Source organism: Gluconobacter sp. R75690 (genome assembly GCF_015244525.1).
GTDB lineage: Bacteria > Pseudomonadota > Alphaproteobacteria > Acetobacterales > Acetobacteraceae > Gluconobacter > Gluconobacter potus.
The window spans coordinates 456,664-473,293 of the sequence record NZ_JABCQB010000001.1; the positions used below are offsets into that span (position 1 = coordinate 456,664).

At 60.7% G+C, this 16,630-nt stretch carries 15 protein-coding genes; 10 read left to right on the plus strand and 5 right to left on the minus strand.

The features are described 5' to 3' along the window. Positions 1-100 precede the first annotated feature (100 nt). The 3 genes from HKD27_RS02120 (at position 101) to HKD27_RS02130 (ending at position 4,566) form a co-directional block, all read left to right on the plus strand. Complete coding sequence (locus HKD27_RS02120; RefSeq protein WP_194688093.1) at positions 101-1,732, plus strand: lysine--tRNA ligase; 1,632 nt, start codon at positions 101-103, stop codon at positions 1,730-1,732. Positions 1,733-1,876: 144 nt separating this feature from the next. Next, positions 1,877-3,868: a lysylphosphatidylglycerol synthase domain-containing protein gene (locus HKD27_RS02125; RefSeq protein ID WP_370544217.1), complete on the plus strand. Its 1,992-nt coding sequence runs from the start codon at positions 1,877-1,879 to the stop codon at positions 3,866-3,868. Then, positions 3,865-4,566 (plus strand): MarC family protein, encoded by a 702-nt coding sequence (locus HKD27_RS02130; protein WP_011253425.1) that lies wholly within the window; start codon positions 3,865-3,867, stop codon positions 4,564-4,566. The genes HKD27_RS02125 and HKD27_RS02130 overlap by 4 nt, the downstream gene beginning before the upstream one ends. Here HKD27_RS02130 and HKD27_RS02135 read toward each other — a convergent pair whose 3' ends face one another. Together HKD27_RS02135 and thpR are read right to left on the minus strand one after the other, a co-directional pair. Next, on the minus strand, positions 4,567-5,172 hold the full coding sequence (locus HKD27_RS02135) for a uracil-DNA glycosylase family protein (protein WP_194688092.1): 606 nt from the start codon (positions 5,170-5,172) through the stop codon (positions 4,567-4,569). Beyond that, positions 5,169-5,732 (minus strand): RNA 2',3'-cyclic phosphodiesterase, encoded by a 564-nt coding sequence (gene thpR / locus HKD27_RS02140; protein ID WP_194688091.1) that lies wholly within the window; start codon positions 5,730-5,732, stop codon positions 5,169-5,171. The genes HKD27_RS02135 and thpR overlap by 4 nt, the downstream gene beginning before the upstream one ends. A 151-nt stretch (positions 5,733-5,883) precedes the next feature. Between thpR and HKD27_RS02145 the strand changes: the two genes are divergently transcribed. The 5 genes from HKD27_RS02145 to cyoD all read left to right on the plus strand — a co-directional run bounded on the left by HKD27_RS02145 (position 5,884) and on the right by cyoD (position 11,001). Beyond that, positions 5,884-6,654, plus strand: coding sequence for a Bax inhibitor-1/YccA family protein (locus HKD27_RS02145; protein ID WP_194264740.1), 771 nt, complete (start codon positions 5,884-5,886; stop codon positions 6,652-6,654). Between the two features lie 447 nt (positions 6,655-7,101). Further along, positions 7,102-8,040 carry a ubiquinol oxidase subunit II gene (cyoA, locus tag HKD27_RS02150; RefSeq protein ID WP_062495614.1) on the plus strand — a complete coding sequence of 313 codons (939 nt, stop codon included), beginning with the start codon at positions 7,102-7,104 and terminating at the stop codon, positions 8,038-8,040. 7 nt (positions 8,041-8,047) lie between these two features. Then, positions 8,048-10,036: a cytochrome o ubiquinol oxidase subunit I gene (gene cyoB, locus HKD27_RS02155; protein ID WP_194264741.1), complete on the plus strand. Its 1,989-nt coding sequence runs from the start codon at positions 8,048-8,050 to the stop codon at positions 10,034-10,036. An 18-nt stretch (positions 10,037-10,054) separates the two neighbouring features. Beyond that, positions 10,055-10,672, plus strand: a complete 618-nt coding sequence (cyoC, locus tag HKD27_RS02160; RefSeq protein WP_194264742.1) for a cytochrome o ubiquinol oxidase subunit III — start codon at positions 10,055-10,057, stop codon at positions 10,670-10,672. Next, positions 10,672-11,001: a cytochrome o ubiquinol oxidase subunit IV gene (cyoD, locus tag HKD27_RS02165; protein WP_194264743.1), complete on the plus strand. Its 330-nt coding sequence runs from the start codon at positions 10,672-10,674 to the stop codon at positions 10,999-11,001. The genes cyoC and cyoD overlap by 1 nt, the downstream gene beginning before the upstream one ends. A gap of 175 nt (positions 11,002-11,176) precedes the next feature. Here cyoD and fdxA read toward each other — a convergent pair whose 3' ends face one another. The 3 genes from fdxA to HKD27_RS02180 all read right to left on the minus strand — a co-directional run bounded on the left by fdxA (position 11,177) and on the right by HKD27_RS02180 (position 14,474). Beyond that, positions 11,177-11,509, minus strand: a complete 333-nt coding sequence (fdxA, locus tag HKD27_RS02170) for a ferredoxin FdxA (RefSeq protein WP_011253433.1) — start codon at positions 11,507-11,509, stop codon at positions 11,177-11,179. A gap of 92 nt (positions 11,510-11,601) precedes the next feature. Continuing rightward, a complete protein-coding gene (locus HKD27_RS02175) occupies positions 11,602-11,880 on the minus strand; it encodes an RNA-binding S4 domain-containing protein (protein WP_194688090.1) in 279 nt (92 codons plus the stop codon). Further along, positions 11,877-14,474, minus strand: coding sequence for a helicase-related protein (locus HKD27_RS02180; RefSeq protein WP_228518238.1), 2,598 nt, complete (start codon positions 14,472-14,474; stop codon positions 11,877-11,879). Before HKD27_RS02180 ends, HKD27_RS02175 begins: the two co-directional genes overlap by 4 nt. Positions 14,475-14,533: 59 nt before the next feature. Between HKD27_RS02180 and HKD27_RS02185 the strand changes: the two genes are divergently transcribed. Both HKD27_RS02185 and HKD27_RS02190 read left to right on the plus strand, forming a co-directional pair. After that, positions 14,534-15,925: a M17 family metallopeptidase gene (locus HKD27_RS02185; protein WP_194688089.1), complete on the plus strand. Its 1,392-nt coding sequence runs from the start codon at positions 14,534-14,536 to the stop codon at positions 15,923-15,925. 303 nt (positions 15,926-16,228) lie between these two features. Continuing rightward, a complete protein-coding gene (locus HKD27_RS02190) occupies positions 16,229-16,630 on the plus strand; it encodes a MarR family transcriptional regulator (RefSeq protein ID WP_062495605.1) in 402 nt (133 codons plus the stop codon).

Below are 16,630 nucleotides of genomic sequence, written 5' to 3' on the forward strand. Positions count from 1 at the left end.
TCTGAAATGTTTCGTAATGTAAAGGGTCCGTCAGACTGAAACCGGAATGTGTCGTATTGCTTGACCGGGAAGAGGTGTCTCCCTACCTTTTCCGGTAATCATGCAGAAAACCAAGACACCTATCGCCCCGTCCCTCTCTCCTGACGCGCCGCTTCCGAAAGCATGGCCGTTCGAAGAGGCGCGAAAAATCACCGCGCGCATGGACGCGCGCGCATCTGATGCTTCGGAGCAGGCTCCGGCCCTTCTGGAAACGGGCTATGGTCCGTCGGGTCTGCCGCATATCGGTACGTTCGGCGAAGTGGCGCGGACGACTTGGGTGCGTCAGGCCTATGAGGCGCTGACGGGCCGTTCGACGCGTCTGCTTGCGTTCTCCGATGACATGGACGCTCTGCGCAAGGTGCCGACCAATGTGCCGGAGCAGGAGATGCTCGCGAAGCATCTGGGCCTGCCGCTGACGCGGGTGCCCGATCCGTTTGGCGAATATGACAGCTTTGCCGCGCATAATAACGCGCGCCTTCGCCAGTTCCTCGACAGTTTCGGTTTCGACTACGAATTCGCCTCCGCCACGCAGTATTACACCAACGGTACGTTCGATGCGGCTCTGCGCCGTATGCTTGAAGTCCATGACGAAGTCGTGGCGACCATTATTCCGACGCTTGGTCCGGAGCGCCGGGCGACCTATTCGCCGGTTCTGCCGATCCATCCCGAGACCGGGCAGGTCATGCAGGTTCCGATCATCAAGGTCGATCCGGATGCCGGGACGGTGGTCTGGAAGGACGAGGCCGGCAAGACGTTCGAGACGTCCGTTCTGGGCGGTCATGCCAAGATGCAGTGGAAGGCCGACTGGGCCATGCGCTGGTACGCGCTGGGCGTGGATTATGAAATGTCCGGCAAGGATCTGATCGACAGTGTGAAGCTGTCCTCCAAGATCTGCCGTATTCTGGGCAAGGAGCCGCCTGCGGGGCTGACCTATGAACTGTTCCTGGATGCGCAGGGGCAGAAGATCAGCAAGTCCAAGGGCAATGGCCTGTCGGTTGAGGAATGGCTGCGTTACGGCACGCCGGAGAGCCTGGCGCAGTACATGTTCCAGCAGCCGACGCGGGCCAAGCGTCTGTTCTTTGACGTCATTCCCCGTGCAACGGATGATTACCTGACGCTCGTGCAGAAGGCCGAGACACAGGAAGGGCCGGATCTGCTGGCCAATCCGGTGTGGTTCATTCATGGCGGAACGATCCGTCCGGAAGACACCAGCCCGGTGTCCTATACGGCGCTGCTGAACCTTGCGAACGTGGCCAATGCCGACAAGCCGGAGACGCTGTGGAAGTTCCTGCGGCGCTATGATCCGACGCTGTCGCCCGAGACGCATCCGTATGTGGACCGGCTCGTGCATTGTGCGCTGACCTATTTCAAGGAGCAGGTGTACCCCAACAAGACCTACCGTGCGCCGACGGAGACCGAGCGCAAGGGACTTGAGGATCTGGCGGACGAACTGGCGAAGCTTGCGCCGGACACGGCACCGGGCGATGTGCAGGATGTCGTGTTCGAGGTCGGCAAGCGCTATTTCGCCAAGCCGGAACTGCGGTCCTGGTTCGGGTGCCTGTATGAAGTGCTGCTCGGACAGACGGAAGGGCCGCGTTTCGGGATTTTCGCTTCCCTGTTCGGGCTGCCGGAGACGGTCGGCCTGATCCGGGATGCCCTCGCGCGGCCTGTCGAAGAGCCTGTGCAGGACTGAGCCGTGGGCATGCCCGGGGATAACAGACCGCAGGATGTTCAGGTGTCTTCCGTGATGGAAGAGCAGAGCCTGTCTGTGGATGTAGGGGCGGCTGACGGGGTATGTGCGGAGACCGGGCAGCGGAAGCGGCGGTGGCAGGTGTTCATGTCCCGCGCGCCCGCTCTCGTGGGGCTGGTCCTGCTGGTGGCGGCGGTCGTCGTCATCTGGCGGGAACTGCGGCATCTGTCGCTGCATGACATCACCACGAGCCTGAGCGCCATTCCGGATTCCGCATTGCTGGCGGGTGGTGCGGCGACGGTCCTGTCGTATTTCATCCTGTCTTTCTATGACCGGCTGGCCTGTCTGCATGTCCGGGCGAAGGTGTCCTACCAGCGTTCGGCGTTTGCCGCGTTCTGCTCCTACGTGCTGTCCCATAATCTGGGATGTGCGGCGATTTCCGGGGCGGCGGTGCGTTTTCGGCTCTATCGGAGCTGGGGCGTGGCGCCCGGGGCGATCGCGCAGATCATTGCGTTCTGCTCGGCGACCTATCTGCTGGGGACGATGGCGCTGATCGGCGGCATCCTGATCATCGAGCCGCATGCCGTGCCGGTTCTGTCCCATCTGCCGGAGTTTCTGCTCCGTCTGGCGGGGCTGGTGCTGTGGGGTGTGCTGCTGGCCTATGTGCTGGTGGCGCGCGTGCGGCGGCATGTGCGGATCTGGAAATACGAGATCGAGCTTCCGGGACCGGGTATTGCGATTGCGCAGATCGCAGTCAGTGCGGCGGACATGGCCGCGACGGCGCTGATTGCGTATTGCGTGCTGCCTCCGCTTCCACCCGAGGCGCATTTCGGGTTCGGGACGTTCCTTGCGATCTATCTGGCGTCCTATACGGCCGGGCTCATGGCCAGTGTGCCGGGTGGCCTGGGCGTTTTTGACGGGGCCATGCTGCTGGCGCTGCAGGCCTATCTGCCGGCGTCGCAGATCATGGGCGCCATCCTTGTTTTCAGGCTTTTCTATTACATCATTCCACTGCTTCTCGCGGGGCTGATGTTCGCGGGGCATGAGTTGTTCCTGCGCGGCGAGCAGGCTCTGGTTTTGGCCGGGCAGACGCCGCGGCGGGTGCGGCCCAGTCAGGTCATCCGCGAGTCGGAAGCGGATTTTTCCGTGGCCGTGGCGACGAGCGTTCAGGCGGTCGTGGGCATTCTGCTTGTGCTTTACGCGCTTGTGGCGGATCTGCCGCCGCTTCAGACATCCCTTGGAGCCGCAGTGTCACAGATCGCGGATCTGCTGCTGACGGTGGCGGGTGTCGGGCTGGTTGCACTGTCGTGGGGACTGTCGCAGCGTGTGGCGCTGGCCTGGAAGTTTTCCCTCGGGATGCTGGGTTCGGCGGCTCTGCTGCTGATGCTGCGGCATGCGCCGTGGGAAGGGCCGGTGGTCATCATCCTCGTGATGCTGCTGCTGCTGCCGTTCCGGAACTGCTATTATCGCCGGGCGCATCTTCTGGCCGCACCGCTGACACCGTCGATGCTGGCGCCGCTCTCGCTCTGGGGGCTTGGGCTTATGGGGGTGGGCTGGGTTGCCGTGCAGCGGCATCTCGGGCCGATCTGGTGGCGGTCGATGATCTATGACGCCCATACGGCCGTCGGGCGCTGGTTTCTGGGATTTTCGGCGCTGTGCGGGTTCTATGTCCTGTGGCGCGGGATGCGGAGGACGCGGATCCGGTTCGAGGCCTGGACCGCCGAGAATGCGCATCGCTATCATAGTCTGGCCCATGCACTGCCGCAGTTGGGCGCGCGTCGTCCGACCGGGCTGTTGCTGGATGAGGCCGGGCGTGCGGCCATTCCGTTCCTGAGGACGGGTCAGTTCATCATCGGGCTGGGCGATCCGGCCGGGTCTGAACGAAACTGCGTTGCGGCAATCTGGCGCCTGCGGGATCTTGCGTTGCAGGAAGGGTGCAAGCTCGCTTTCATTCAGGTTGGCCAGTCGCTGATGGCCGTCTATAACGATCTGGGACTGACGGTCTGTCCGGACAGGACGGCTGGGACGGTGTGCTGTTTTTCCGAGGATTATCGGATGCTGCGGGCTTTTCTGAAGGGTGAGGAACGTCTGGCACGCAAGCGCCAGCCACAGGCTGTGTCAGGTCTGACCGGTTCATGAGCCTGGCACCTGGGCTGGGGAATACGCTCAGCAGCTGGTTGATTGCCTTTCCGGCGCTCTTCTCAATCATCAATCCCCTCGGGGCGTCACTGATCTTCGCTCAGGCGACGGAAGGGCGCGATCGCCGCGAGGTTGTCGAACTGGCGCGTCAGGTGGCGCTGAATTCGCTGGGCATCATGCTGGTGTCCATCTGGTTCGGGAGCTGGATTCTCGGTTTCTTCGGAATTTCGATCAATGCGCTGCGGATTACGGGCGGTCTGGTTGTGGCGTCGCGTGCCTGGCTGATGCTGTTGCAGCCCGAAACGTCCGAGGCGCGTAAGGAAAAGCAGGCGCTGCAGGGTGGCCGGACGGTGACGACGCCGGATCTGCGGGAGACGGCGTTCTTTCCGCTGGCCATGCCGTTCACGGTGGGGCCTGGCAGCATTTCCGTAGCCATCGCGCTCAGTTCATCCACGCCGCCGAACATGCCCACTGCGGATTATTATGTCGGCGTATCGGCTGCCGCGACGACCATGGCGATCGTGGTGGCGGTCGTTTACGCCTATGCGGAGCGGGTTGTCGCGATGCTGGGGGTGACGGGAACGCGGATTGTCAGCCGGCTTGCGGCGCTGATCCTGCTGGCGATCGGGGTGCAGATCCTGGCGTCGGGCGTGGAAGGGTTCCTTGTCGAGGCGCTGAAACAGGCCAAGGCCGCCTGATCAGCGCTCCGCCAGTATCGCGTGAACGCGCTCGCGCAGGGCGGGAATGACTTCTTCCTGAAACCATGGCGCTTTTCTTTCCCAGACGCCGGTGCGCCATGAGGGATGGGGCAGGGGAAAATACTCGGGCAGATAGTCCCGGAAATTCCGGACGCGTTCCGTGACTGAACCGCGTCCCAGAACATGGTTCTGGGAATAGCTTCCGACGAGCAGCGTCAGGCGGATATCCGGCATGAGGGAAAGGACGCGACGGCGCCACAGCGGGGCACATTCCGGACGGGGCGGATTGTCGCCGCCTTTGGGCAGGTGTCCGGGATAGCACAGGCCCATCGGAAAAATGGCAATGTGGCGCGTGTCGTAAAAGATGTCTTCTGAAATGCCGAGCCAGTCGCGCAGGCGGTTGCCGGACGGATCGAAGAAGGATTTTCCGGCGATATGGGCCTTGGTGCCGGGGGCCTGGCTGGCGATCAGGATCCTTGATGTGGCTGAGGCATGGATCAGCGGTCTGGCGCCGAGTGGGAGATGGGCCTCGCAGACCCGGCAGGCCCGGACTTCCGTGAGGAGTGCCTTGAGGCGCTCCTCGGGTGACGGAACGGACAGGGTCATTCTTCCTCGGGGATCAGCGGCATTTCCGGCTTCCAGGCATATTCTTCGCGGGGAACGTAGACGTGTTCGCCCAGGCTCCGCAGGCTCTCGAAGAGTGTAACGTGCTCTACGGACATGGGTTTGCTGCGGAAGAGATTGTGCCGCTGGACCCATTTGATGGCGTCGGCCCGCTGGTTCGGGAAAAAATGCCCCAGGGTGACGGCGGGCTGGAAGCGGCGCTTGGCTGGTGGACAGCCAGCACGGCGAAGGGCGCTTTCGACCTGGGACTGCAATGCGTCCAGCTGGCGGGTGCGTTCGACCCCGATCAGGAGACTGTCCGCCGTGAGGCCTTCACGGATGTCGGCCTGCGCCAGAGAGAGTTCGAAAGGCTGCCAGGCGAGGCGGGAGAGGGCGAGGTCGATTTCCTCCAGCCGGTGCCGGTCCGTGATCTCTCCGATGAAGCGGAGGGTGATGTGATGGTTTTCGGCTGGAACCCATTGCACGCCGGGCATGGAACCGCGCATCAGCGCAAGCGTTTCCCGGACATCGGCAGGAAGGTCGAGTGCGACAAAAAGTCTCAAGAGGCGCGTTTCCCATGAAAAAGAAGTAAGGGGCGGCGGAGTATTCTTGACCCTTCCGGCAAAAACCCCACATTCAGTCCGAGTGTACGGACGGCCCTCCCGGGTTCGTCAAGCGCCCTTTTCAGAAGGGCATCTCATTGGAAAAGGTGTCATGGCTTTCAATACCAACTTCAGCAGAGCCGGTGTGCAGGCCGGAGCCGGTAGTCTCGATGCCGGGCTTCGTGCTTATATGTGCCGGGTCTTCAACTGGATGGCGCTTGGTCTGGTGATCACGGGACTGGTCGCCTATGGCGTGGCGCAGACATCCCTGCGCGCGCTCTTCTTCCATCTGGCAGAGATGCCGAACGGTGCCATCGTTCTGCGTCCGACCCTGCTGGGCGGGATCAGCATCTTTGCGCCGCTTGTGTTCGTCATGGTCCTGTCCTTCGGGGTCAACCGACTGTCCCGTCCGGCCGTGCAGGGGATCTTCCTGCTGTTCAGTGCGGCGATGGGGGCGAGTATGGCCAGCCTTTTGCTGAGCTATACCGGCGTTTCCGTGGCCCGGACCTTCTTCGTGACGGCCATTACATTCGCCGGAATGTCGCTGTGGGGATACACGACGGGCGCCAATCTCGCTCGACTCGGTTCCTTCCTGTTCATGGGGCTGATCGGGATCATCCTGGCGTCCGTGGTGAACATTTTCCTGCACAGTTCACCGCTTGCCATGCTTGTTTCTGTAATAGGTGTCGGCCTTTTCACCCTGCTGGCGGCCTATGACACGCAGCGTATCAAGATCACGTACCAGCAGTACATGGCTTATGCTGGTCCAGAAGATGTTGCGAAGCTGAGTGTCTATGATGCGCTGACGATGTATCTCAATTTCGTGAACCTGTTTCAGTTCCTGATCCAGTTCATGGGGGTTCGTTCAGGTAACAACGACTGAGATTACTCTCTTCGCGATATTGGAGATCCTGAGAGGGGCGGCAGTTGATGCCGCCCCTTTCTGCTTTTTGGACTAAAAAAGTCTTGAATTATTTCAGCGAATTCTAAACGAGTTTACATTAAAAATCTGTAATATTCAGGCTTAATGAAAGTCCTAATGAGATCAAATGTGGCGAAAAACAGCCATTTCACTCTGACGTCCATTTCGGGGGAGTGCTCACGAAATCCGTGATAAGCCTTGTCTTTGAGGCGATTCAGGCGGAAAAAACCTGAGGAACCGGGACAGCCGTGTCCCATGCTGAATGAATTTCAGGATCGGATCTTTGATCCGGTTCCTGACGTCAGGATACGAACGAGAAAGGTAGCAGACTATGGCAGCGTTCGGCGGCACTGATGCGGACCTTATCGTGTCAAACCGTTTCCCGGCGACTACTGCAAGCCGGAACGGATGATGAAAGCAGGACCGATGAAAAAACTCTGGCGATATCTCCCAGCGTTGCCGGCGCTGATGCTATCGGGTTGTACGGTTGATCTGCTTCAGCCGCGCGGCCCGGTCGCAGAAATGAACCGCGATGTCATGGTGGCGGAATTCGTCATCATGATGCTGGTCGTGGTTCCCACCTGCGCCGCGACGCTTTATTTTGCGTGGAAGTATCGTGCTTCCAACAAAGAGGCCGAATATCTCCCGACCTGGGATCATTCGACCGCAATTGAATATGTCATCTGGGGCGTTCCCGCCATCCTGATTGCCCTTCTGGGTGCTATCAGTTGGTGGAGCACGCATGCCTATGACCCGTACCGCCCGCTTCAGACGGCTGACAACGTCAAGCCCCTGAATGTCCAGGTGGTCTCTCTCGACTGGAAGTGGCTGTTTATTTATCCGGACCTGGGGATCGCGACGATCAACCAGCTGGATGTTCCCACGAACACGCCGCTGAACTTCCAGATCACTTCTGACACCGTCATGACGTCGTTCTTCATCCCGCGTCTGGGATCGATGATCTACTCCATGCCTGGTGAACAGACCCAGCTGCATCTGCTTGCAAGCGAGTCCGGGGATTACCTGGGTGAGGCTTCACAGTTCAGCGGCCGTGGTTTCTCGGATATGAAGTTCCGTACCCTCGCCATGGATCCGGCTCAGTTCAACGACTGGGTTGAGAAGGTGAAGAGCGGAAGTGAAAATCTCGACGACACCACATACCCGAAATATGCTGCACCGCAGGAAGCTGCACCGGTACAGTATTTCGCGCATGTCCAGCCGGATCTCTTCGACGGCATCGTTGCCAAGTATAACAACGGCATGATGGTGGACAAGAAGACGGGCAAGGTCATGCACATGCAGTCTGCTTCCAACGCTGCACCGTCCGACACTGGCATGAAGGAATAACCGACAGATGCTCGGAAAACTCTCCTTATCAGCCATACCGTTGGATGTGCCGATTCTTGTCGGTACATTCCTCGGTGTTGCTGTCATCGGTCTCGCCGTACTGGGTGCTGTCACCTATTATGGCAAATGGGGCTATCTCTGGCGTGACTGGCTGACGACTGTCGACCACAAGCGTCTTGCCGTAATGTACATCATTCTGGCGATCGTCATGCTGTTCCGCGGTTTTGCGGACGCCATCATGATGCGTACCCAGCTCGCGCTGGCTTACAAGGGTAATCCCGGTTACCTGCCGCCGCATCACTACGACCAGATCTTCTCCGCTCACGGCACCATCATGATCTTCTTCATGGCAATGGCGTTCATGACGGGCCTGATGAACCTGGTTGTTCCCCTTCAGATCGGTGCCCGCGACGTTGCGTTTCCGTTCCTGAACTCGCTCAGCTTCTATATGACGCTGGTCGGTGCCCTGCTGATCAACATCTCGCTGTTCATCGGTGAGTTTGCCCAGTGCGGCTGGCTGGTTTACCCGCCTCTGTCCGAAATGCAGTTCAGCCCGGGTGTCGGCGTTGACTACTATATCTGGGCCGTTCAGATCTCCGGTGTCGGTACGCTGCTGACGGGCGTGAACTTCTTCACGACCATCGTCAAGATGCGTGCGCCTGGCATGGGCTGGATGCAGATGCCAGTCTTCACCTGGACCGCGTTCTGCACGACCGTTCTGATCATGGTGTCCTTCCCGGTTCTGACGGTGACGCTGGCTCTGCTCAGCCTCGACCGTTACCTCGGCATGCACTTCTTCACGAACGATGCCGGCGGCAACGTCATGCTTTACCTCAGCATGATCTGGACCTGGGGCCATCCGGAAGTTTACATCCTCGTCATCCCGGCGTTCGGTGTTTTCTCCGAGGTTACTGCAACGTTCTCCCAGAAGCCGCTCTTCGGCTACAAGACGATGGTGTACGCCACGTGCTCCATCATGGTGCTCTCCTTCGTCGTGTGGGTGCATCACTTCTTCACCATGGGTGCCGGTGCCAACGTCAATACCTTCTTCGGTATCATGACGATGATCATCGCCGTCCCGACGGGTGTGAAGATCTTCAACTGGCTGTTCACGATGTATAAGGGCCGCGTGGAATTCACGGCTCCGATGCACTGGACGCTCGGCTTCATGATCACCTTCTCCATTGGTGGTATGACCGGTGTCATGATGGCCATGCCGGCCGCTGACTGGATCCTGCACAACTCCCTGTTCCTGATTGCCCACTTCCACAACGTCATCATCGGCGGTGTGTACTTCGGCTACATCGCGGGCATGGGTTTCTGGTTCCCGAAGGCTTTCGGCTTCAAGCTGAACGAAGCCTGGGGCAAGCGCGCTTTCTGGTGCTGGTTCGTCGGTTTCTACCTGGCCTTCATTCCGCTTTATGTCCTCGGCCTCGAAGGCATGACGCGTCGTATGAACCACTATGACAACCCCGACTGGTATCCGTGGATGCTCGTTGCTGAAGTTGGTGCAATCGTTATCGCTCTCGGTATCGTCTGCCAGCTCACGCAGCTCTACGTTTCCATCCGTGACCGTAACCTGCCCGAGAACCTTGATCTGACGGGTGATCCGTGGAACGGCCGTACGCTGGAGTGGTCCATTTCCTCTCCTCCGCCGGCTTATAACTTCGCGGTCATTCCTGACATTCATGGTCTCGACACGTTCCACACCGAGAAGCAGCTGGGTCTGAAGGCTCACGGCAAGCCGCTGGCTCCGATCCACATGCCGAAGAACACATCCGCTGGTGTCTTCATCGGTCTGTTCAGCTTCATCCTCGGTTTCGCTTCGATCTGGTACATCTGGTGGCTCGCTGCCATCGGCCTGATCGGTATCGTTGCAACCATGATCCTGCGCAGCGCAGACCGCGACGTCGACTACTACGTCCCGGTGAGCGAAATCGAGCACAACGAGGAAGTCTATTCTCGTCGTATCGCTGCTGCCCAGGCAGCAGAGTAAGAGGGGCGCATAAGACTTATGGCTCACGAAGCAACAATGTCGCCTCTGGCACACGCTGACGACCACCACGGGGAGCACCACGAGACCCCCAACGTGTTCGGCTTCTGGCTCTACCTGATGACGGACTGCATCCTGTTCGGGTCGATCTTCGCTGCCTTCGCGGTCCTCCGGAACCAGTATGCCGGAGGCCCGTCGGGCAAGGAACTTTTCGACCTGACGAATGTGGGGATCGAGACGGCTATCCTGCTGTTCTCGTCCATCACGTACGGCTTCGCCTCGCTGAATGCGCTGGCGAAGAACAAGACGATGGTCCTTCTGTGGCTGGCCGTTACGTTCGTGCTGGGTGTTTCCTTCGTCGGTCTGGAACTGAACGAGTTCAGCTCCATGATCGCAGAAGGCAATGGTCCTGATCGTTCCGCATTCCTCTCGGCGTTCTTCACGCTGGTTGGAACGCACGGTCTGCATGTGACCTGCGGCCTGATCTGGATGGTCGTTCTGATGGTGCAGATGATGGGTCCGCAGGACCTGTCCGAGCGTATGATGAACAAGCTGGCCTGCCTCAGCCTGTTCTGGCACTTTCTTGACATCGTCTGGATCTGTGTCTTCTCGTTCGTCTATCTCGCAGGAGTGATGTAATGGCTCAGGCACATGCAGCCCACGATGGTAGCCACGGCTCCTATTCGTCCTATCTGATCGGCTTTGTTCTGGCCGTGATCCTGACAGTGGCATCCTTTGCCGCTGTCATGACCCACGCCCTGTCTCCGGGGATGGCGCTTGCAGCACTGACGGTTCTTGCCGTCGTGCAGATCGTCGTCCACCTGGTGTTCTTCCTCCACCTGAACACCAGCAGCGAGCAGAGCTGGAACCTGATGTGCTTCATCTTTGCTGCGGCATCGGTGATTGTCATCATCGGCGGTACGATCTTCATCATGCATGACACTGCGATCAACATGATGTCCCGCTAAGGTTTCTTTCGAAACCTGAGGGAAGGGCTGGCGGGAGAAATCCTGTCAGCCCTTTTTTTATGCCCGGCTTCCTTCGTGCTTCAGTCCGGTAAAGGCGCTGAGCCGGCAGACGGGCATAAAAAAAACCCGGTCTCCTGGGAGACCGGGTGAAAGATGCCGCCAAAGAAAAGCAGGATCAGTCCTTGTGGGGCGCCTCGGACAGCATGGCGGCCTTGCCGGGCTTGTCTTTCCATTCTTCGGCGTCCGGCATGGCGTCGATCTTGCGGGTCATGTTCGGCCACTGCGTCGAATATTTCGCATTGATCTCGATCCACGGCGCGGCACGGTTGTCGCTGTCGGGGAAGATGGCCTCTGCCGGGCATTCCGGCTCACACACGCCACAATCGATGCATTCGTCAGGATTGATGACAAGGAAATTCTCACCTGCGTAGAAGCAGTCTACGGGGCAGACTTCCACGCAATCCGTGAACTTGCAGCGAATGCAGTTTTCGGTGACCACATAGGTCATTGACGTCTCCGATCGTCTTGCTGGTCCGGCATCCGGCCGGTTTCATCCGAGCGGGATGATATGCGAAGGTTTGGCCTCAGACGCAAGCATCGTCAGCCGTCTTCTGTGATGGCTTCATAAAGAAGTGCGGCTTCTTTTGCCGGACCGCGGCGTTCACCAAGATCCAAGACGCGCCACACGCGCACTTCTCCGCCAGAAACCGCCGGAAAAGTCAATATGTCGCCAATGTGAAGTTTGGCATGGGGTTTGTTCGTGGGCTGGCGGTTGATGCGGATGCGGCCCTTGCTGACGATGGCCGCACAGAGCGGGCGCGTCTTGGCGACGCGGGCGTAATACAGCCACTGGTCCAGCCGCTGGTAGTCTTCGCTCATGGACGGATTTTTTCCCTGAGTGCTGCGAGCGCTGCGAAGGGGCTGTCGGTTCGGGGAGGGGCCGGACGTCTGGGCGGCGTGTGGTGCGGTGCGGATCTGCGCCGACGTGATGCCCGGGTCTTGCGGTCGTTCAGGATCATGAGCGGACGGGGCGGCCCTGCATGGGCGGATGAGGGGGCTTCGGCCGGCTGGTGTGCGATGCCGAGCCCTTTGAGGATGGAGGGGAGCATGTCGGCTTTCACGCCCAGTCTGGATGCCAGGCTGAGCGGGGCGGCGTGGTCGTGGCGGACGGCGAGCTGGTGCATTTCCGCGATACAGCGCTCCGCGATATCGAGGCGCAGGCCGGTGTCGCCTGCCCGGATCCAGCCGAATTGCCCCTGGATCTCGCTCCAGGGCAGTGAGACGCGGCCGGGCGCGGTTGGGCGGATCGGGGTCTTGTTGTGCAGGGCATGGAGAAGACCCAGAAGCGCGAGCGGGCGGGTCCGGAAGAGGGCGGGGCAGTAGATCGAGAAACGTCCGACCTCGACGCCTCCCTTGCGCAGTCTGTTTTTCAGAGCCGGGGAAAGCGTGTGATCTTCGGGCAGGGTTTCGGTGATGCCACCGTCTTCCATGAGGCGGTGCAGGATCGCGCGGAGCTGGGGTTCGCGTTCGGCGAGGGTCTGACTGCGGTAGAGAGGCTTGAGATCCCGCTGGATGAGCTGTGCCACAAAGTCCAGCAGCCGCGTTTCGACATGGGTTTTCTGGACGGTGTCGGTGAACTCGGCCGGGAAAAGCTGGAGGGCGGGGCGGAGCAGGGAGGGGCCTGCGGCGAGGCGGCCGAGGCGCGTGTCTTCCCAGAAGAGTTCGCCGTTTGTGGTGTCCAGTCTGAGGGATGTGTCGGGTGCGTCCTGAAGCATGCGGATGCGGCGGGGGATTTCGTGCAGCAGGGCCTTGCGGCCGGCGCGCAGGATGATCTGGCGGTCGGGGCCTGCGGCGACATCCGTTTCCAGTGTGAAGCCACGGATGCGGCCGATGCTGTGGCCTTCGACGAGGACTTCTCCGTCCGGTTTGACGGCGGAAAGCAGGGTGCGGTCGCTGTCACTGTCGAGGCGGCGCAGGAGCGTTGTGGCGCGGCGATCCACGAAGCGGGCGGTGAGACGTTCGTGCAGGGCGTCGGAGAGCAGGTCCTCGACTTCGCGGGCGCGTTCCTGCCACATCGCGGAGTGGCGGCTCCATTCGGTACGAGCGGCGACGTAGGAGCAGACGCGCACGCCGGTGAGGCGGTGCATCAGTGTGTCGATATCGCCTTCGGTTTTGGCTAGGCCACGGATATGGCCTTCCATCCAGTTGGCGGGGACGGAGCCTTCCTTGACCAGATGGGTGTAGAGGCGCGCGCAGAGGCGGGTGTGGCTGTCGTCGCCGAGCTTGCGGAAATCGGGGATCTGGCAGACGTCCCAGAGCAAAGCGGTGGCGCGTTTGCCCCGGGCGCTCTCGCGGATGTCCGGGTCAAGCATCAGGGATTCGAGCGTGGTGACGTCCGAGGCGACGCGGCCTGCGGTCAGGCCACGCAGCGGTGGCGGCCGCGTCAGGCTTTTGAGCAAGTTCGCGGGGTTGGTGAAGTCCAGCTCGTGGTTGCGCCAGTAGAGGCGCTGGATCGGGTCGAAGCGGTGCTGTTCGACGGCCTCGACGAGGGCGCTGGACATGGGCGGGCAGTCGGCCGTGGTGCCGAAGGTGCCGTCTTTCATGCCGCGCCCGGCGCGTCCGGCGATCTGGGCGATTTCCTGCGGGAACAGGGGGCGGGGGACCGTGCCGTCGAACTTGCTGAGCTGGGCCAGGGCGACGTGATCGACGTCCATGTTCAGGCCCATGCCGATGGCGTCTGTTGCGACGAGATAATCAACTTCGCGGTTCTGGTAGAGCTCGACCTGGGCGTTGCGGGTGCGGGGGCTGAGCTGGCCCATGATGACCGCACAGCCGCCACGACGCCTGCGGATGACTTCAGCCAGCGCATACACCTCACTCATGGAGAAGGCGACGATGGCCGAGCGTGGCGGCAGACGGGAGAGTTTGGTGTGTCCCGTGCTGCTCAGGCTGGAGAGGCGGGTACGGATGTCGATCTCGATGCCCGGGACGAGCTTCTGGAGCAGCGGGCGGATGGTTTCGGCGCCGAGGAAGAGTGTCTCGACGGTACCGCGCGCGTGAAGCAGGCGGTCCGTGAAGATGTGGCCACGGTCGGGGTCAGAGGCGAGCTGGATTTCGTCAATGGCGACGAACTCGGCCTTGCGGTCCAGCGGCATGGCTTCGACGGTGCAGGAAAACCAGCGGGCTCCGGGAGGCACGATTTTTTCCTCGCCCGTGATGAGGGCGACGCTACGCTCGCCCTTGATTTTGACGAGACGCTCGTAGTTTTCCCGAGCCAGCAGGCGCAACGGAAAACCGATGATGCCGGATGCATGGGCCATCATGCGCGTTAAGGCATAATGGGTCTTGCCGGTATTGGTGGGGCCAAGGGCAGCACGGATGCTGGCTGGCATGGTATGATGACCGGACGAGGTTCCGTGGAATGCACCCTTCATGTCTGAATGGTCGGGTGCCTGCGGGGCAAAAGCAAGCATCTGAAGCCCTCCCGGCGGATCTTTCTCGGGTGGGGCAGGTATTTGAGGAAGAAAGTCTTATGAATCCGCATCCCCAGCTTCCCTTCGTAACCTCTGCGGACGCGGCTTCGGCCCGTCTGGTTCATCTGGTGTCCTGTGAGGACAGTGCGACCGTCTCGCGCCTTCTGGGGGAGCATGCGGCGTTTCTTCAGGGACAGGGATTTTCCGCAAAGGACGGGGCTTTCACGCTGCTGCCGGGTGACGGGGGCGTCGGGGCGGCGATTCTGTGTGTGGCGTCCGCACGGGCCAATGATCCGGTGGCTTTCGGCAAGCTGGGGACGGCTCTGCCGGACGGGGACTGGACGGCGGTGCTCCACGGGCTTGATGAGGGGGCGCTGGAGAGCGCGCTGCTCGGGTTCTGCATGGGGGCGTATCGTTTCAGTCTCGGGGAAGACAAACCTGTCACGACGCGGATGGTCGTGCCGGATGAGGCAAAGCGGCTCGTCGCGCTGTCGAAGGTGCTGTGGTTCGGGCGGGATCTGATCAATATGCCCGCCAATCTGCTGGGGCCGCGGGAACTGGCGGATATGGCCGGTGCGGCTCTGGTGCATCGTGGGGCGAGCGTCAGTCTTGTGGACGGGGATGATCTGCGGAGTGCGTATCCGTGCCTGGCGGAAGTGGGCGAGGGGTCGGAGCGCAAGCCGGTCGTGGTCGTGGCGCGGTGGAAGGCCCGTGAGGGTGCGCCGCGGATTTCGCTGATCGGCAAGGGCGTGTGTTTCGATACGGGCGGGTACGATCTCAAGGGCGCGGCGGGCATGTTGCGCATGAAGAAGGACATGGGTGGGGCAGCGCTGATGCTGGCCGTCATGTGTGCTGCGATCGACCTGGGGCTGGATGTGGATCTGGAGCTGCGTCTGGGCTGTGTCGAGAACAGTGTCTCGGGTCATGCCATGCGGCCGGGGGATGTGCTGCGGACGCGCAGTGGCAAGACGGTTGAAATTGGCAATACGGATGCGGAAGGGCGTCTGGTGTTGTGTGATCTCATAACGGAGGCCTCTGAAAGCCGTCCGGATGCCATTCTGGATGCTGCAACCCTGACGGGTGCTGCGCGTGTTGCACTCGGTCCGGATGTGCCCGCGCTGTTCAGTAATGACGATGAACTGGCATCACTCATTCTCGAATCGGGAAAAACGACCGCCGATGTGATGTGGAGAATGCCGCTCTGGCATGGCTATGATGCATGGCTGGATAGTAAAGTGGCTGATTTCGGAAATGTGACCTCAAAGCCGATGGCGGGGGCGATTACGGCCGCGCTCTATCTTCAGAAATTCGTTCCGGACGGCCAGAAATGGGCGCATATCGACACTTATGCGTGGAATGACGGCGCCCGGCCGGGCCGTCCCGAGGGCGGAGAAGTGCTTGGTCTTCGGGCAATTCTGGAGAGTTTGTCACGAATTCATAATAATTCCTGAGCTTCCATAAAGCGTTTCACTCGGCGAACAGTGTGGCCGAGCGACGGAGTGTTGAAAGATTAGGGTGTCAAACGCGCTTCAATCAGGCATACGCCCTTTTATCGTTTCGATGCAGAGTCATCGTCCACTGGATTGTTTTGGAACCCGTATGCTTGCGTATGCGTTTCGAATCACCACTTGAATGCCACTACGGTCTCTCCGGACATGGAGAGGCAGAGACAATTTCACGTCGACCCTCATCCCGTCGGCTCCTGTTATGGGATCGGACAACAGATGAGGGAGGGACTGCTTAGGAGAGAGATCATGCCCCAGGCTACCAATGATCAGATGCTCAACCTTCTGTGCGATACCATCGTTTCCATGGTCCGCCGTGACGGGCCCGACCTTTCGGCCCGTCAGCTCGCCGTCTTCCTGACCTGCTATCTGCGGGACGGGGCTCACACGGTTCGTGGTCTGGCACTGGAACTCAAGGTGTCCAAGCCGGCCATCACCCGCGCGCTCGACCGTCTGGGCGAGCTGGATCTGGCACGCCGCAAGGTCGATCCGCTGGACCGTCGCTCCGTGCTGGTACAGCGCACGCTGAAGGGCTCCACCTTCCTGCGTGAAATGCGCTCCGTCATGGCGGAAGCTTCCGGCACGCGCTCCACGCGCACGGAACGCGCTTCGGCTTCTGTCGAGCGTCTGAGCAGTCGTCGCGCCGGCTGA

Excerpts from the sequence above, each read along its gene's own strand:
- HKD27_RS02135 (WP_194688092.1), bottom strand. The coding sequence starts at position 5,172 with ATGACCCTGTCCGTTCCGTCACCCGAGGAGCGCCTCAAGGCACTCCTC.
- cyoC (WP_194264742.1), top strand. The coding sequence starts at position 10,055 with ATGGCTCACGAAGCAACAATGTCGCCTCTGGCACACGCTGACGACCAC.
- HKD27_RS02185 (WP_194688089.1), top strand. The coding sequence starts at position 14,534 with ATGAATCCGCATCCCCAGCTTCCCTTCGTAACCTCTGCGGACGCGGCT.
- cyoD (WP_194264743.1), top strand. The coding sequence starts at position 10,672 with ATGGCTCAGGCACATGCAGCCCACGATGGTAGCCACGGCTCCTATTCG.
- cyoB (WP_194264741.1), top strand. The coding sequence starts at position 8,048 with ATGCTCGGAAAACTCTCCTTATCAGCCATACCGTTGGATGTGCCGATT.
- HKD27_RS02120 (WP_194688093.1), top strand. The coding sequence starts at position 101 with ATGCAGAAAACCAAGACACCTATCGCCCCGTCCCTCTCTCCTGACGCG.
- HKD27_RS02145 (WP_194264740.1), top strand. The coding sequence starts at position 5,884 with ATGGCTTTCAATACCAACTTCAGCAGAGCCGGTGTGCAGGCCGGAGCC.
- HKD27_RS02130 (WP_011253425.1), top strand. The coding sequence starts at position 3,865 with ATGAGCCTGGCACCTGGGCTGGGGAATACGCTCAGCAGCTGGTTGATT.
- HKD27_RS02125 (WP_370544217.1), top strand. The coding sequence starts at position 1,877 with ATGTCCCGCGCGCCCGCTCTCGTGGGGCTGGTCCTGCTGGTGGCGGCG.
- cyoA (WP_062495614.1), top strand. The coding sequence starts at position 7,102 with ATGATGAAAGCAGGACCGATGAAAAAACTCTGGCGATATCTCCCAGCG.
- HKD27_RS02180 (WP_228518238.1), bottom strand. The coding sequence starts at position 14,474 with ATGCTTGCTTTTGCCCCGCAGGCACCCGACCATTCAGACATGAAGGGT.
- HKD27_RS02175 (WP_194688090.1), bottom strand. The coding sequence starts at position 11,880 with ATGAGCGAAGACTACCAGCGGCTGGACCAGTGGCTGTATTACGCCCGC.
- fdxA (WP_011253433.1), bottom strand. The coding sequence starts at position 11,509 with ATGACCTATGTGGTCACCGAAAACTGCATTCGCTGCAAGTTCACGGAT.
- HKD27_RS02190 (WP_062495605.1), top strand. The coding sequence starts at position 16,229 with ATGCCCCAGGCTACCAATGATCAGATGCTCAACCTTCTGTGCGATACC.